Below are 14,479 nucleotides of genomic sequence, written 5' to 3' on the forward strand. Positions count from 1 at the left end.
AGACCGCCCCCCGCCCCGACGACTCCCACGAGGCGCACATGGTGCCGTTCCATCACCTTCAGGGCACCCAGGAGGGTATCTGTGGGAAAAACTGTGGCAATGAAGGATGACAACGCTTCCTTGAAACCCCGGCCCTGCCGCATTTCCGTGACCTCCCAGCGAACGTGTCGTACCTCCTGCAACTGTCCTGCCGTCCCATGAAAGTCCCTGTGCGACACGGCGGCATTGGACGGGGGTCGGGCGTAGACTGAGTGGTGTGACAGCACGACAGGACGCAGCACCCCGGTTGAGCCGGATGGCGGACCTCTTCACGCGCGCAGTCGAGCGCGGCAAGGAGGGGTTGCTGACACTGAGCTTCAAGCCGGATGAGCTCTACCGGGTGCCCACGGACGACGGGGCGGCCATTGCGCTGGGGCGCTACCACCCGCGCGGCGAGCGCCGGTACGCGGAGCCGGTGATCCTGTGCCACGGCCTGGGAGCCAACCGCTTCCACATGGACTTCAACGAGCAGTACAGCCTGGCGCGCTACCTGGCCCGGGCCGGGTTCGAGACCTGGGTCATCGAGCTGCGCGGCCGCGGGCTGGCCGGAGCCGCGGCTGACTGGAATTTTGATGATCAGGCGGAACACGATGTGAGAACTGCTTTGCGCACGGTGTTGTCCACCGGTGCCCAACAGGTCCTCTGGGTGGGCCACTCCAAGGGCGGGCTGATGCTCTACGCCCACCTGGCGAAGAACCCCCAGGCGCCGGTGAAGGCGGCCGTCTCCCTGGGCGCGCCGTTCACCTTCGCCGTCCAACCGGGGCTGCGCGCCTTCGTGCAGCGGGTGGAGCCGCTGCTCAAGCTGAAGGTCATCCCCACCCGCCGCGTCACCAGCATCGCCTTCTTCGGGGCGCCTCCGGGGCCGCTCACCCGCTACATGATGTTGGCGGAGAACATGGATCCGCAGGTGGTGCGCTGGGCGCTGGCCAACGTGCCGGCGGACATCGCCGGGGGCGTGGGGCGGCAGTTCGCCCGGTGGATCATCTCCAGCAAGTTCACCACGTATGACGGCGGGTTCGACTACCGCGAGCCGCTCGCCGGGGTGCGCATCCCCTTCCTGCTCATCGCCGGGAGCCGGGACCTGCTCGCGCCGCCGCTGGCGGTGGCCCGGGCGAAGGAGCACCTGGGCGGGCCGGTGAAGATGCTGGTCGCCGGGCGCGGCCATGGCTTCGCGGAGGACTACGGCCACGCGGACCTGGTGCTGGGCCGCAAGGCGCCGGATGAAATCTTTCCCCAGGTGGAGGCCTTCCTCACCTCCAACGCCACGAAGCTTTGAGGCGACGCCACGAAGCCCTGGCGGGCTTCAGGGGCCGGCCGGTTGTCGGGGCGGTGACGCCGTGCTACCCGGAAGACCGCTCCATGGGTCCCTCCGTTCGCTTCTCATCCCGGCCGTGACGTCCCGCTTGAAAGCCCTGCGGCCCGCCACCACCGTGGAAGGTCCCCCGCTGTCCCCCCCGAGGCCTTCGCGCATGCGTCCTGCTTCCCTCCGCGCCTCCCTGCTGTCGTGGTCCACCACCCTGCTGTTCGTTGCCGGGGTGCTGGGCCTGGGCGGCTGCCGTGCGCCCACGCAGGAGGGGCCGGACCCCACGGTGGTCGCCACCGTGAACGGCGAGTCGCTGAGCCGCGCCGACTTCGAGCAGGAGCTGGCGAGGGAGCTGGCCACCACGGAGGGGCCGGAGCCCACGCCGGAGGAGGTGGAGCCCTTCAAGCGCGCGCTCGTGGACACGCTGGTGAAGCGGATGCTGCTGTTGCAGGCGGCCAAGCAGAACAACATCGCGGTGACGCCCGAAGAGGTGGACCGGGGCGTGCTGCGGCTGTCGGGCGACTACCCGGCGGGCAACTTCAACGAGGTGCTCGCGGCGGGGCAGCTGTCCATGGCGGAGCTGCGCGCGCGGGAGGCGAGCCGGCTCACCATCGAGAAGCTCTTCACGCACCACGTGTACTCGCGCGTGGCGGTGACGGAGGAGGAGCTGCGCGCGTACTACGCGGCGCACGAGGCGGACTTCCAGGAGCCGGAGGAGGTCCACGCGGCGCAGATGGTGGTGAAGGGGCTGGACGAGGCGCGCCGGCTCCAGGCGCAGCTCAAGGCGGGCAAGAAGTTCTCCGACCTGGCGCGGCGCTATTCGCTCAGCGCGGACGCCAAGGTGGGAGGCGACCTGGGCTTCTTCCCCCGGGGACAGATGCCGCCGGCCTTCGACGAGGTGGTATTCAAGCTGGGGGTCGGGCAGGTTTCGGACGTGGTGTCCACGGAGTACGGCTACCACCTGTTCAAGGTGCTGGACCGCCGGCCGCCGCGGAAGCGGGAGCTGGCGGAGGTGCGCTCGAAGGTGGAGGGGCGGCTCCTGGAGACCAAGCGGGCGCAGGCGCAGGAGACCTTCGAGAAGGAGCTGCGCGACAAGGCCCAGGTGGTGGTGAACGAGGCCACGCTGCAGACCATCCGCGGGCGGCCCGTGCCGCAGGCGGCGAAGTGAAGGACTTTTCCGGGGGCCGGCCGGTTGGCCATCCCGGGGTTTCGTGGAGAGGGTCGTTGCGATGAAGAACCTGGTGGCGTTCCTGGCGGCGGTGATGCTCCTCGCGGGCGGCACGCGCGCGCACGCGGAGCTGGTGGACAAGGTGGCGGCGGTGGTGAACCGCGACGTCATCGCGATGTCGGAGGTGCAGCAGCGCGCCGCGCCGGAGATGCAGCGCCTCAATTCAGAGCCCGACCCGCGCAAGCGCGCGGACGAGCGCGCGCAGCTGATGAAGACCGCGCTGGACACGCTCATCGGCGAGAAGCTGATGGAGGCGGAGGTGCAGCAGCTGGGCATCACCACCACCGAAGCGGAGGTGGATGACCTGGTGCAGGACGTGCTCAAGCAGAACAACGTCCCGGACATCAAGCAGTTCGAGCAGCTGCTCGTGAACGAGGGCTACACGCTCGCCAGCTATCGGGAGATGCTCCGCAAGCGCGTCGTGCGCGACAAGCTCTTGCGCATGAAGGTGGGCCCCAAGGTGAAGGTGACCGAGGAGGACCTCAAGGCCGCCTACACCCAGTACACGCGCCTGGAGGGCGAGGACGTGGAGGTGCACGCGCGCCACATCCTCGTGCAGGTGGACGCCAAGGCCACGCCGGAGCAGGTGGCCGCCGCGAAGCAGAAGGCGGAGGGCATCGCGAAGGAGGCCCGCCGGCCGGGCATGGACTTCTCCGCCCTGGCGCGCGCCCGCAGCGAGGGCCCCAGCGCCGCGGACGGTGGTGACCTGGGCTACTTCAAGCGCGGCGTGATGGTGCCCGCGTTCGAGAAGGCCGCCTTCAACCTCAAGCAGGGCGAGGTGAGCGAGCCCATCCGCACCAACTTCGGCTGGCACATCCTGAAGGTGGAGGAGCGCCGCAACGTGTCCGTGACCTCCTATGAGGAGATGAAGCCCAAGCTGGAGTCCAAGCTCCTCAACGAGAAGACGGAGAAGTTCCTGGAGCAGTACGTCCAGGAGCTGCGCTCCAAGGCCAACGTCGAAGTGAAGATGTGAAGGACGCCCCCGTGCCCACCGCGTCGTCCGTGCTGCCCCGCGTGGGCATCTCGCTGGGGGACGTGTCGGGCATCGGGCCGGAGGTGACGGCCCTGGCGCTGGCGCGGCCCGCGGTGCGCCGCGCGCTGGTGCCGGTGGTGTTCGGGGATGGGCCCACGCTGGAGTGCTTCCCCCTCTTCCGCCGCTTCCCGCGCGTGGCCCTGGAGGACCTGGGCCGCACGACGGGGCCGGCGGTGGTGGAGGTGACGCGCCTGGCGCAGAAGCACCGCGTGCCGGGCAAGCCGTCGCGCGAGGGAGGCCGGGCGCAGTACGCGTTCGTGCGGGCCGCCATCGACGCGATGCGCGCGGGCACGGTGGACGCGCTGTGCACCGCCCCGGTGTCGAAGGAGGAGATTTCGCGCGCGGGCATCCCCTTCATGGGCCACACCGAGGTGCTGGCGGACGCGTTCGGCGTGGACGTGTTGATGATGATGGACGGGCCGCGCGTGCGCATCGCGCTGGCGACGAACCACGTCCCCATCTCCGCGCTGCCGAAGCTGCTCACGGTGGAGAAGCTGGTCGCGCAGCTGCAACTGCTGTCGCGCAGCCTGGAGCCGGTGGTGGGCCGCAAGCCGCGCATCGCCGTGCTGGGGTTGAACCCGCATGCGGGCGAGGGCGGGATGCTGGGGCGCGAGGAGGTGGAGGTGATTGGTCCCGCCATCCGCCGCGCGCGCTCCAAGCGGGTGGACGCCTACGGCCCCATCCCCGCGGACGGCCTGTTCGCGCGGCCCGATGAGGTGGGCGCGAAGTACGACGTGGTGCTGGCCATGTACCACGACCAGGGGCTCATCCCGGCCAAGGCGCTGGACTTCGAGCGCACGGTGAACGTGACGCTGGGGCTGCCGGTGCCGCGCACGTCACCGGATCACGGCACCGCGTATGCGATTGCCGGCACGGGCACGGCGAGCTGCGTGCCCATGATGGAAGCGCTGCTCAAGGCGGCCCGGCTTTCGCGAGGCCCTGGAGCAGGTGCCGCGCCAGGTCCTCGCCGTCCGCCTCCGGCGCGATGAGCTTCGCGTGCGTGCCCCGCGCCGTGGCGTCGGGGACGACGAGGACCGTGACGAGCCCCGTGGGGCAGTGACCCAGGCAGGACGCGGGGATGAGCTGGGTGCGGTTTCCCAGCCCGTGGGCCTTCAAGGCCTCGCGCACGCGGCGCGGCAGGTCCACCCCGCCTGCGTCCGCCGGCAGCCGCACCAGGCAACGGTGACACAGGTGCAACTCGATGGGGTCTGGACCCTCCGGCTCCGGAGGCGCTCGCTTCGCCATGGCGGAGCAGAGGATAAACGCCGCCCGGATGCCGTGCTCCGGTTCCTGTGCGGGCTTCAGCGCTGGAGGCGCTTCGCGAGCCTGCCGAGCTGGCTCTCCATCCCCATGGACGCCCGCTTCGACCACTCCTCGTTGTGCATGGCGTCGGAGGTCACGGACATGCGCACGCCCTGCCCGCTCGGCTGGAGTTCGACCACCGTGGAGACGTCGTAGGGCGTGACGCCCTGGATGAAGTCCACCCGGTGCGTGTAGGCCAGCCGGCGTGGGGGCGTGACGTCCGTGTACGTGACCTGCACCTCGCTGGAGAGGGGCAGCCCCGCCTGCTTCATGCCGGCGACCTGCTCCGGCGCGGTGGCGGTCATCGCGTAGCGCAGCAGACCCCCGGGGCGCAGGTCCATCTGGTGGACCGTCACGGTGAAGCCCTCCGGACCCCACCAGGACTCGATGCCGTCCTTCGTCGTCCACAGCTCCCACACTTCATCGAGGGATGCGGGATAGGTCCGCTCGAACGTGATGCTCCGCTGCGGGGCGGCCTGGGGGTGCGTCGTCATGGCGTGTCCTCCTTCTTGCGTGAGGCCACACGCGCCTTCTGTCTTCGCTCGAGCTCCTCGCCGAACCGATCAAGGCGGCCCTCCCAGAGCTGTCGATACCCGGTGACCCAGGCGTCGAGCTCTTGAAAGGGCTCCGGACAGAGCGAGTACAGCCGCTTCGTCCCTTCGGGCCGGACCTGGACGAAGCCCGCCTCCTGGAGGATCCGCAGGTGCCGCGAGACGCCCGACTGGTGGATGTCCACCCGGTCGACGAGGTCGTTCACGGCGTGCTCGCCGCCCTTCAGCGCCTCGATGATGCGAAGGCGCGTCGGGTCGGCCAGGGTCTGGAAGACGTCAACATGCATGGCTGCGTATATACATACGCATGCATTCTTCTGGTGTCCAGCTAGAAGACGAAGGGGAAGCGCACGGGGGCGTCCAGGGCCACGCGGTGCACGGGGAACTTCCAGGTGCGCACCTGGTCCTCGATGCAGCCGGCGAGCGGGGAGCCGCGCAGGGCCTCGGTCTCCATGGCGACACCGGACACGGTGCCGGAGGTGTCCACCGACCAGCGCATCTGGAAGCGGCCGCCGTTCTCCAGGGCCGTGCCCGCCTTGAAGTTCTGGACGCAGGTGGCGATGGCGGGCTGGTTCGTGACGACGACGTTCTTCACGTCCGAGGGCGACAGGCGCTCGTGCTCGGCGGCGCTCGGGGCGGGCGGGACGTAGACCGTCTTCTCCTGGGCCTTCTTTTCGGCCTCCGCCCGCTCGGCCTCCGCCTCTTCGGTGAAGCCCATTTCGCGCGCGAAGTCCTCGTCGAACTCCGAACCCGGCTGCGCGGCCTCTTCCGCTTCGGCTTCTGCGGCGGCCTGCTGGGCCTGGGCCAGCTCCTCGGCGGAGATGGCGCTCCCGAAGGTCATCTCCTGGACCTCGCCCGTGTCCTCCGTCGTCTCCAGCGTGGCGGCGCGAGTCGCCACGGGGGCCATCTTCGTCACCGCCGCCGTCACGGTGGGACGCGGGGCCTCCGGGGCCAGCGTCTGCAGGCCGGTGGTCAGGCCCACGTTCGCCGGGCCCGTGAGCACAGGCGTGTTCGGCGTGAGGGACTGCGCGGCACGCTGCGCCTCCGTCAGCGCGGACGTGCTCACGCCACCCACGGCGGACGCGATGGCCTGCTGGTAGCCCAGCGCGCCCGGCTGCGGCTGCCAGCCCGGCAGCATGACCTGGGGAGTGGCGGCACCGGCCTGGCCCTGCACGCCCGTGAGGCCCTGCGCCACCGTGAGGCCCTGCATGCCCGCAGTGCCCTGCACGCCCGTGAAGCCCTGCGTGCCCGTCGTGCCCGCGATGCCCGTCGTGCCCTGCATGCCCGTCGTGCCCGCAGTGCCCTGAGGCCCCGTGAAGCCCTGCATGCCCGCGATGCCCTGCGCACCCTGCATGCCCGCGATGCCCTGCGCAATCCTTGCGCCCTGGGTGCCCGCGGTGCCCTGCGCGAAGGAGCCTGCGGCCTGCGCGCGCTGATCATCGTTCGCGGTCAGTCGCAGCCCCGCGACGACCAGCAGGCCCGCGGCGAGCGCGCCCATCGTCACCGCGCTCACGAAGGAGAGCGGGCTCATGCCCAGGATGCGCGTGGAGACATCCGCGATGGCGGGCGCGGGAGCCTCGGGCTCCACCGGGGCCGGGGCATACGGCATCCACGGCTGCGGCGCATAGGCCTCCGCTGGAGAGCCGGGCGCGGCCCAGACATTCGCTTGCGGCGCGGCGTCCCACGACGTCATCGCTCCGCACGACGCATCGTGCAGGCCGTTGGCCAGGGACGTCGACTCCTCGGCGCGCAGCCACTCGGGGATGACGACGTTGGCGGCCTCAGCGGACAGCGTCAGCGCGGGCTCCGCATCCTCGTGGGACGTCGGAGGCAGCGACTCCAGCCAGGACTCCTCGGTGGAGGCCAGGTCGAGCAGCGTGCGCATGGAGCCCGTCGCCGCGACTTCGGGCACCGTGTCGGTGTTCCGCGCGGGGCCGGAGAAGAGGGCGAGATCCAGGCAGGCATCCAGCTCGGCATCGAAGGCGTCGGAGTCGAGGGAGAAGCCCGCACCCGAGGACCCCGGAGTGCCGCCGCCCTGCGTACGCAACTGCCCTTCACCCGTCAGTAGCTCGCTCACGCCACCCTCCCGCCGCCCGTACCGCGCCAGACCACCAACCCACCCAGACCACCTGACTGCCAGGGGGCCGATACTAGGAACGGCTCCCGTTCGCGCTACCGCGAGCGTCAGGTCCTGAACGCTCCGGCCGCCGTTTTCCCGTTGGCACGGGCCGAAACGTAAGGCCCTGCACGCGACGGTGTGCGCCCCTGTGCCGACAGGGGCGGTGTTTCCGCAGCCGCTCGGATCAGTAGCGCTGGGCTTCTGTCTTCGGCGTCAGGGTGCTCGGCGGGGCCTGGACACCGTTCACGCTCAGGCCCGCGTGCATGAAGGACGGGGCGTTCTTGAGGAACTCCGCCGGGAAGTCGAGCGTGGGCTTGGACAGCTCATCCAGCGCCTGCACCTGCGCGGGCGTGAGCTTCACGTCCAGCGCCCCCAGGTTGTTGTCCAGCTGCTCCAGCGTGCGCGCACCCAGGATGGTGGACGCCACGCCCGGACGGCCCTGCACCCAGGCCAGCGCCACGCGCGCCACCGTGGAGTCCTGCTCCTTCGCCACGCGCTGGAGCAGGTCGATGAGGGCGTAGGTCTTCTCGTTGAGCGAGCTCTCCGCCCACGCACCCCGGTCCGCCTTCTGCTTGCCCGCGTTCTCACGCGTGTACTTGCCGCTCAGCGCGCCGCTGCGCAGCGGCGACCACGGCGTCACGCCCAGCCCCAGCTCCAGCGCCATGGGGATGAGCTCACCCTCCACCGTGCGCTCCAGCAGCGAGTACTCAATCTGCAGCGCCACCAGCGGCGCCCAGCCCCGGAAGTACGCCGTCACCTGCGCCTGCGCCACCTTCCACGCCGGCGTGTCGGAGAAGCCCACGTAGCGGACCTTGCCCGAGCGCACGAGGTCGTCCAGCGCGCGCATCGTCTCCTCGATGGGCGTGTGCGCGTCCCACGCGTGCATCCAGTACAGGTCGATGTAGTCCGTCTGCAGCCGGCGCAGCGACTCCTCGCACGCGGCCAGCACCGACTTGCGGCCCGCGCCGCCGCCGTTCGGATCCTTCTCGAAGAGGTTGCCGAAGAACTTGGTGGCAATCACCACCCGGTTGCGTTTCGACGGCTCCTTGCCCAGGTGGTCGCCGATGATCTTCTCCGAGTGGCCGAACGTGTACACGTTCGCCGTGTCGATGAAGTTGCCGCCCCGCTCGATGAAGCGGTCCATGATGGCGTTGGACGTCTGCACGCTGCTGCCCCAGCCCAGGTCCTCACCAAACGTCATCGCTCCGAGACAGAAGGGACTGACGCGCAGGCCGGAGCGGCCCAGGGTGACGTAGTGGTTGAGCGACATGAGAGGGCTCCCCGCGGAGAAGGTGGCACGGCCGAAGGCGCAGGGAGAGAACCCCATGCGCACGACCGCGCCAACAGCCCTCGGAGCCCTGAGCGCCCCTGACGTCCGGCGCGGAACAGCGCCGTGCCACGTTCCGACTCCCGGATGACACCCGCGCCCGTCAGCGGTGGTGGGCGTGCAGCTTCTCCGCGTGGTGCTGGAGCTGGCGGCGCGCGGCCTCGAAGGCGTCCGTGACGGCCTGGTAGGCATCCGCGTGCGTCGCGAGCTGCGCCGGTTCGCGATCCGCGATGATGTCCTTGCCCGGCACGTGCAACGCCACCCGGACGTGGAAGTGATGGACCTGTGCGTGGTGGCGGTGCGGCTCCTCCACCACCACGTCGCAGCCGGTGATGCCCTCGAAGAACTGCTCCAGCTTGTCGGCCTGGCCGCGGATGTGCTCGCTCAGGGTTTCGCTCGTCTCCATGCCCCGGTAGGTGATTCGCAGTGCGCGCTTCATCGTCCGCCTCGGGTGTGAGGGCTCCGTCCTCCGGAGCCGGTGTTCGAGCGGAAATCAGTGCATACGCCCTGCCAGCGCGGGCTCCGAGGAGGCGGGACTCCGCGCCGGGTCAGGAGGAGCTGCTTCCGCGAAATAATTGCGCTTGTCGGGCCCCCCACGCGAAACACGTGCGCGAAAGGGGGCCTCAGCGAGCGACGGTGAAACGCCCGCGCGCGAGGAAGACGTTCGCGTCGTCGATGAGCACCTGCGTGCCCGGCTGGGAGCGCCACAGCGTGATGAGCTCCTCCATCCGCTCCCGGGTCATGGGCGGGAAGCCGCCCCGGGGCGGCTTCTCCACCAGCACCAGGTCGTAGACGTGGACGCCGTCCGGCTGGGGCCCGCCCACCATGTAGATGTCGTCCCGCTCGGCCACGTCCGCCACGAGGTTGCTTTCGAGCAGGACCTTGCCGCCCGGGTTCGCGGCGAGCACGTCCCACGCGCGCTGGAGCGACGCGAGGCGCGGCGCCGTGGCCGGGCACATCTCCGGGTGGACCTCTGGCGTGAAGACGGCGCGCCGCGCTTTGTGAATGAGGTTTTCGTTGGTCGTGAAGAGCAGCACGCCCGTCGCGATGAGCACCCAGGCCGGAGGACGGCGCTGGAGCAGCAACGGCAGCAGCGTCAGGGCCGCCGCGGCCATCAGCGGGGCGCCGTACTGGTCGCGCCACGCCATGCCCAGGAAGCGGATGCCAATCATGGGCAGCAGCAGCGACAACCACACCCAGTCGGGCTTCCACTTCTGACGCCACGCCCACAGCGCCGCGGGGATGAAGACGACGAGCAGCGTGCCAATGCGCCGCAGGTGCCTCGGTGCCAGCCGCTCCGCCAGATAGCCGCCCAGCCCCTGTCCCGGCGCCGGCGTCAGCCGCGTGCTGTAGTCCACCGTCTCGCCCAACCACCCGGAGCGCCCGAAGAACACGAACGCGAGCCACGCCGCCGACAGCGTGAACACCATCAGCGCGACGCGACGCTCGCCTCGCAGCCAGAGCCCTCCGGCGAGCATCACGCCCACGAAGGGGAACTCCTCCTTGCACGCGAACAACAACACCAGCGACGCGAGCATCCACCCCGTGCGCCGCAGGCAGTACGCCACCGCGAGCATCGACCAGGGCAGCATGGCCCAGGCGGTGGGATGGACGGGGAAGATGAGGGCCGACAGCGTGCCGGTGTTGAAGAGCAGCACCGCGGACAGCAGCACCGTGGAGGCCCGGTCCAGCAGGCCTCGCATCTGGAGCAACACCAGCGGCGCGATGGAGAGCAGGATGAAGGCGGCCTCCGCCACCAGCCCCGCCCACATCGCCGGCATCAGCTCACGCAGGGGCCGGGCCAGCCACAGCACGGGGTCGAAGTGGTCCGCGAAGATGTGGACCTGCCGCGCACTGAGCCACGGGTTCGGATCCCGGAAGGACAGCCGCGCCAACGCCTGGCTGTAGATGCCCAGGTCGTAGGTGGAGAAGCAGGAGCGCGCGGCCTGGAGCCACACCGGCGCCACCGCGACCAGCGCCCAGACGAGCACCACGGCGGGCAGCGCGAGCATGCCGGGCAACCCACGGCGGGCAGAGGGGGAAGTCGGGACGGAGGTCATCGCTGGCGCCGCCCGTCTAACGCATTCCCTCCGGGCACACCACCATGCACCTCGGCTCCGTCAACTCCGCCCGGTCAGCTCGCTCAGCTCGCTCAGCTCGGCGACGGGATGGGGGCGCGGCCGGCCTCCACCACCTGCGGTCCGCTGTCGGGCAACTGCACGCCGACGTCCGCCTCACGCTCCTGCTGCTTCGACAGCCGCTGCGCCTGCGCGCGGGTGCGGTGCAGCCCCTCGCCCAGCCACTCGTAGGCGCGGTGCAGGAAGAAGGACGCGGTGCTGAGCGCGAAGATGGCGGCCACGAAGCGCGTCTCCCGGGGACGCACCGCCGACGCGGCCATGAAGCCCGTGGCCACCCAGGGGCTCAGGCAGAAGGGACAGTCCAACAGCTCGCCCAGCGCGCGTCGCGGGCCCTCGCCGCGCGCCTTCTCCACCACCTCGCCCGCGGTGCTGTCGGCCTCGTAGCGCACGAACGGCGCGCGCAGCGGGCTCGTCACCCGGTCCAACGTCACCAGGCGCGACACCGCATGCGTGGCGACGCCGAACAGCGCCAGGTCCTTCCACCCCAGTCGCTCCGGAAGCCGCCGCCCGGAGGCGCTCATCCATCCCAGGAAGCCGACCACCGACGTGCCGAAGGTCCCGATGAGCGCCGCATACGAGCCCAACGGGTGGTGCTCCGAGTCATAGCCGGTGAACGGTCCCGTCTCCTGAAGCGCTTTCATGCGGTGCACAGCCTCCGTGTCCCGCCAAAGCTGTGCACGCTCCCCCGTCCCAAGCATCCAGGCACTCAGGCGCGTGGGCTCCCGCTCCCATGTCCCCTCTACCCCGTGCCCGTCACGTCCAGGACCGCGGCCCCGCGCACGCGCCCTTCACGCAGGGCCTGGAGCGCTTCGTTCGCGGCGGCCAGGGGGAACCGTTGCACCTCGGTGCGCACGGGGACTCGCGGCGCGAGCGCCAGGAAGTCCACCGCGTCCATGCGCGTGAGGTTCGCCACCGAGCGCACCACCCGCTCCTCCCACAACACCAGATAGGGGAACGCGGGGATGTCACTCATGTGGATGCCGCCACACACCACCACGCCGCCCTTGTCCACGGCGCGCAGCGCGGCGGGCACCAGCGCGCCCACGGGGGCGAAGAGGATGGCCGCGTCCAACGGCTCTGGCGGCAGCAGCTCCGAGCCTCCCGCCCACACCGCGCCCAGCTCGCGCGCGAACGCCTGCCCCTGCACGTCACCCTTGCGCGTGAAGGCATACACCTTGCGACCCTGGTGTCGCGCCACCTGGATGAGGATGTGCGCGGCGGCGCCAAAGCCATACAACCCCAGCCGGGGCCCCTCGCCCGCCATGCGCAGGCTGCGAAAGCCGATGAGCCCCGCGCACATCAGGGGCGCGGCCTCCAGGTCCCGGTACGACGACGGCAGCGGGAAGCAGAAGCGCGCATCCGCCACGGTGTACTCCGCGAAGCCGCCGTCCAGGTCGTAGCCGGTGAAGCGCGCGGTGTCACAGAGGTTCTCCCGCCCGGAGCGACAGAAGCGGCACTGCCCGCAGCTCCACCCCAGCCACGGCACGCCCACGCGCATGCCAGGAGTCAGGCCACTCACCTGCTCGCCCGGTGTCACCACCGTCGCCACGATTTCGTGGCCCGGCACCAGCGGCAGCTTCGGAGAGGTCAGCTCGCCGTCCACCACGTGCAGGTCCGTACGACACACGGCGCAGGCGAGGACCTTCAACAACACCTGCTCGGGACCGGGCTCCGGAATGGGGAGGTGCTCCTCTCGCAGCGGCTGCCCGGCTGCGTGGAGCACCATCGCCCGCATGGTCCCTGTCATGGCCCGCCTGCCTTCCCGCCCGCGTCCTTCACGGGTGTCGAAGGCAAGGTAGTCAGTGCCAGCTGACCTTACCGCTGCCGTTCACCCGCACCTGGGAGGAGAGGGCGTGGCCGAAGAGCTCCACGTCCCCCGACGCGTCGAGCGTGATGACCACCCCGCCCCCGTCCACATGCGCGGCCGTGTGCCCGGATCCGTCTGACACGAGGTTCACGTCCACGGCCTTCAGCGCCTGGGCCTCCAGGTCGCCGCTGCCATCCAACCGGGCCATGAGCCGGTCGGTGACTCCCGTGAGCTTCATGTCGCCGGAGCCATCCGCGATGGCGCGCACCAGCTTCGCCGCGCCGGACCAGGTCAGCGCTCCCGAGCCCGTCTGCGTGAAGTCCACCCACTCCGCCATCTGCGACCCGGCCGAGCACAGCTCCATCTTCCCGGAGCCGAAGTGCTTCGCATCCAGCGTGTTGACCCCGCCGCAGAAGTGCAGCGCGCCGGAGCCCTTCGCCACCAGCCGCACGTCCTCGCGCACCTTCTCGAAGCCCTCCACCCGCAGGGTCCCGGAGCCGTCTTGAATGGCGCCCACCATGCGCGGCACCCGGACCTCCACGCGCGGGGAGTTCGTGGGCGAGAAGAAGCCGTCCGTCTCGATGACGAGCGTCTCCCCGGCCTTCACGTAGGTGCGCACGTTCGACTGGAGGTTCGCGTCGATGGTGACCTTCACGTCCGCCACCTCGCCCTCGCGCACCACCACGTCCAGCGAGCTGCGGTTCTCCACGACGAGGAAGCCCTCCGCGACGCGCGCCTCCGTCACGGTGTTGCCATCACCCCGCAGGTCCTCGGTGAAACCGCAGCCGGATGTCATCAGCCCCGCCGCGAGCACTCCCACCACCAGACGCTTCCACATGGTTCCCTCCCGATCCATTTCGAAGACTTCCTCGTGTCAGAGCTGCACGCCCAGCAGCACGCCCGGCCACACGCGCACGGTGGTGCTGCCGCCGTCGGAGGTGCTGCGCCACTCGGGGCCGATGCCCAGCTCCTCCCACCGGTCGCCGTTGTCCCAGGTGACCAGCGTGTTGCCGACGACGCCGCCGATGAGCGCGAACCGCTTCGCCACCTGCCAGCCCGCCACCAGCCGCAGCTGCCCGAGCACGTTCGTGCCATCGCCATCGCGGAAGAGGTTGTCGGCGTGCACGGAGCTGCCCATGACATCCAGGTCGAAGAACAGCGACCCCTTGGTGAGGTGCGTGCCGAACCCCGCGCCCGCCACGTAGCGGCGACGGTGCGTGTGGGTGCCGGGGTTGAAGCCCAGCGTCAGCAGCGTGTGGAAGTGCTGGCTGCCGAACTTCACCGCCACGTTGGTGTACGCGATGTCGCTGGCCCACAGCTGCACGTTGGCCTGCCCGTTGCCGATGAAGCTCAAGATGCCCAGGGCCTCGCCGTCGGAGTGGCGCGCCACGTTGATCAGCCCCAGCTGCAGCCCGTCCATCTTCCCCGCGATGTTGACGAGCCCCACCTGCGCGCCGCTCACGTCCCCGCCCACGTTGATCAGCGACAGCTGCGCGCCTTCCATGCCGCGCGCGTAGTTCAGGCCCGTGGACGCCTGGAGGCCCGTGAAGGACGAGGCCACGTTGCCGCCCACCGCCGCCTGGACGCCCTTCATCGCTCCGGTCGCGATGTTGGCGCCCACGGAGAACTGCC

Annotated in this window: 15 protein-coding genes; 4 read left to right on the top strand and 11 right to left on the bottom strand. The window is 70.3% G+C overall.

Features of this window, described 5'->3' with window-relative positions; genetic code table 11:
- Positions 1-295 precede the first annotated feature (295 nt).
- The 4 genes from D7X12_RS29885 (at position 296) to pdxA (ending at position 4,592) form a co-directional block, all read left to right on the top strand.
- Positions 296-1,315, top strand: a complete 1,020-nt coding sequence (locus tag D7X12_RS29885; protein WP_120628659.1) for an alpha/beta hydrolase — start codon at positions 296-298, stop codon at positions 1,313-1,315.
- A 193-nt stretch (positions 1,316-1,508) separates the two neighbouring features.
- A complete protein-coding gene (locus tag D7X12_RS29890; RefSeq protein WP_120628660.1) occupies positions 1,509-2,510 on the top strand; it encodes a peptidylprolyl isomerase in 1,002 nt (333 codons plus the stop codon).
- A gap of 61 nt (positions 2,511-2,571) precedes the next feature.
- Positions 2,572-3,543, top strand: a complete 972-nt coding sequence (locus D7X12_RS29895; protein WP_120628661.1) for a peptidylprolyl isomerase — start codon at positions 2,572-2,574, stop codon at positions 3,541-3,543.
- The gene (gene pdxA / locus D7X12_RS29900) at positions 3,540-4,592 is read left to right on the top strand and encodes a 4-hydroxythreonine-4-phosphate dehydrogenase PdxA (protein WP_244224858.1); all 1,053 of its coding nucleotides are present in this window, start codon (positions 3,540-3,542) and stop codon (positions 4,590-4,592) included. The genes D7X12_RS29895 and pdxA overlap by 4 nt, the downstream gene beginning before the upstream one ends.
- Here the strand turns inward: pdxA and D7X12_RS29905 are convergent.
- From D7X12_RS29905 to D7X12_RS29955, 11 genes are all read right to left on the bottom strand, one after another.
- The gene (locus D7X12_RS29905) at positions 4,516-4,848 is read right to left on the bottom strand and encodes a hypothetical protein (RefSeq protein ID WP_120628662.1); all 333 of its coding nucleotides are present in this window, start codon (positions 4,846-4,848) and stop codon (positions 4,516-4,518) included. The two genes, pdxA and D7X12_RS29905, sit on opposite strands and share 77 nt — an antisense overlap.
- Before the next feature lie 56 nt (positions 4,849-4,904).
- On the bottom strand, positions 4,905-5,399 hold the full coding sequence (locus D7X12_RS29910; protein ID WP_120628663.1) for an SRPBCC family protein: 495 nt from the start codon (positions 5,397-5,399) through the stop codon (positions 4,905-4,907).
- Positions 5,396-5,743 (bottom strand): ArsR/SmtB family transcription factor, encoded by a 348-nt coding sequence (locus tag D7X12_RS29915; RefSeq protein WP_120628664.1) that lies wholly within the window; start codon positions 5,741-5,743, stop codon positions 5,396-5,398. The genes D7X12_RS29910 and D7X12_RS29915 overlap by 4 nt, the downstream gene beginning before the upstream one ends.
- A gap of 41 nt (positions 5,744-5,784) precedes the next feature.
- Entirely contained in the window at positions 5,785-7,533 is a 1,749-nt protein-coding gene (locus D7X12_RS29920) for an AgmX/PglI C-terminal domain-containing protein (protein WP_147443845.1), read from the bottom strand.
- Between the two features lie 226 nt (positions 7,534-7,759).
- Positions 7,760-8,845, bottom strand: coding sequence for an aldo/keto reductase (locus tag D7X12_RS29925; RefSeq protein WP_120628666.1), 1,086 nt, complete (start codon positions 8,843-8,845; stop codon positions 7,760-7,762).
- Positions 8,846-9,005: 160 nt separating this feature from the next.
- Positions 9,006-9,341 carry an HPF/RaiA family ribosome-associated protein gene (locus D7X12_RS29930; RefSeq protein ID WP_120628667.1) on the bottom strand — a complete coding sequence of 112 codons (336 nt, stop codon included), beginning with the start codon at positions 9,339-9,341 and terminating at the stop codon, positions 9,006-9,008.
- Positions 9,342-9,525: 184 nt separating this feature from the next.
- Positions 9,526-10,914 (bottom strand): DUF2079 domain-containing protein, encoded by a 1,389-nt coding sequence (locus D7X12_RS29935; RefSeq protein ID WP_120628672.1) that lies wholly within the window; start codon positions 10,912-10,914, stop codon positions 9,526-9,528.
- 140 nt (positions 10,915-11,054) lie between these two features.
- Positions 11,055-11,681, bottom strand: coding sequence for a DUF1360 domain-containing protein (locus D7X12_RS29940; RefSeq protein WP_120628668.1), 627 nt, complete (start codon positions 11,679-11,681; stop codon positions 11,055-11,057).
- 98 nt (positions 11,682-11,779) lie between these two features.
- Positions 11,780-12,787 (bottom strand): zinc-dependent alcohol dehydrogenase family protein, encoded by a 1,008-nt coding sequence (locus D7X12_RS29945; RefSeq protein ID WP_120628669.1) that lies wholly within the window; start codon positions 12,785-12,787, stop codon positions 11,780-11,782.
- 52 nt (positions 12,788-12,839) lie between these two features.
- Complete coding sequence (locus D7X12_RS29950; RefSeq protein WP_158620148.1) at positions 12,840-13,685, bottom strand: GIN domain-containing protein; 846 nt, start codon at positions 13,683-13,685, stop codon at positions 12,840-12,842.
- A gap of 36 nt (positions 13,686-13,721) precedes the next feature.
- Positions 13,722-14,479 (bottom strand): LA_2272 family surface repeat-containing protein (locus tag D7X12_RS29955; RefSeq protein ID WP_439329400.1); only part of this gene is annotated, 758 nt, incomplete at its 5' end.

It is taken from the genome of Corallococcus sicarius, assembly GCF_003611735.1.
GTDB classification, from domain to species: Bacteria; Myxococcota; Myxococcia; order Myxococcales; family Myxococcaceae; genus Corallococcus; species Corallococcus sicarius.

Coding starts and splice junctions, on each gene's coding strand:
- D7X12_RS29925 (WP_120628666.1), bottom strand. CDS start 8,845: ATGTCGCTCAACCACTACGTCACCCTGGGCCGCTCCGGCCTGCGCGTC.
- D7X12_RS29905 (WP_120628662.1), bottom strand. CDS start 4,848: ATGGCGAAGCGAGCGCCTCCGGAGCCGGAGGGTCCAGACCCCATCGAG.
- D7X12_RS29950 (WP_158620148.1), bottom strand. CDS start 13,685: ATGTGGAAGCGTCTGGTGGTGGGAGTGCTCGCGGCGGGGCTGATGACA.
- D7X12_RS29940 (WP_120628668.1), bottom strand. CDS start 11,681: ATGAAAGCGCTTCAGGAGACGGGACCGTTCACCGGCTATGACTCGGAG.
- D7X12_RS29945 (WP_120628669.1), bottom strand. CDS start 12,787: ATGACAGGGACCATGCGGGCGATGGTGCTCCACGCAGCCGGGCAGCCG.
- D7X12_RS29910 (WP_120628663.1), bottom strand. CDS start 5,399: ATGACGACGCACCCCCAGGCCGCCCCGCAGCGGAGCATCACGTTCGAG.
- D7X12_RS29885 (WP_120628659.1), top strand. CDS start 296: ATGGCGGACCTCTTCACGCGCGCAGTCGAGCGCGGCAAGGAGGGGTTG.
- D7X12_RS29915 (WP_120628664.1), bottom strand. CDS start 5,743: ATGCATGTTGACGTCTTCCAGACCCTGGCCGACCCGACGCGCCTTCGC.
- D7X12_RS29890 (WP_120628660.1), top strand. CDS start 1,509: ATGCGTCCTGCTTCCCTCCGCGCCTCCCTGCTGTCGTGGTCCACCACC.
- D7X12_RS29895 (WP_120628661.1), top strand. CDS start 2,572: ATGAAGAACCTGGTGGCGTTCCTGGCGGCGGTGATGCTCCTCGCGGGC.
- D7X12_RS29930 (WP_120628667.1), bottom strand. CDS start 9,341: ATGAAGCGCGCACTGCGAATCACCTACCGGGGCATGGAGACGAGCGAA.
- D7X12_RS29935 (WP_120628672.1), bottom strand. CDS start 10,914: ATGCTCGCGCTGCCCGCCGTGGTGCTCGTCTGGGCGCTGGTCGCGGTG.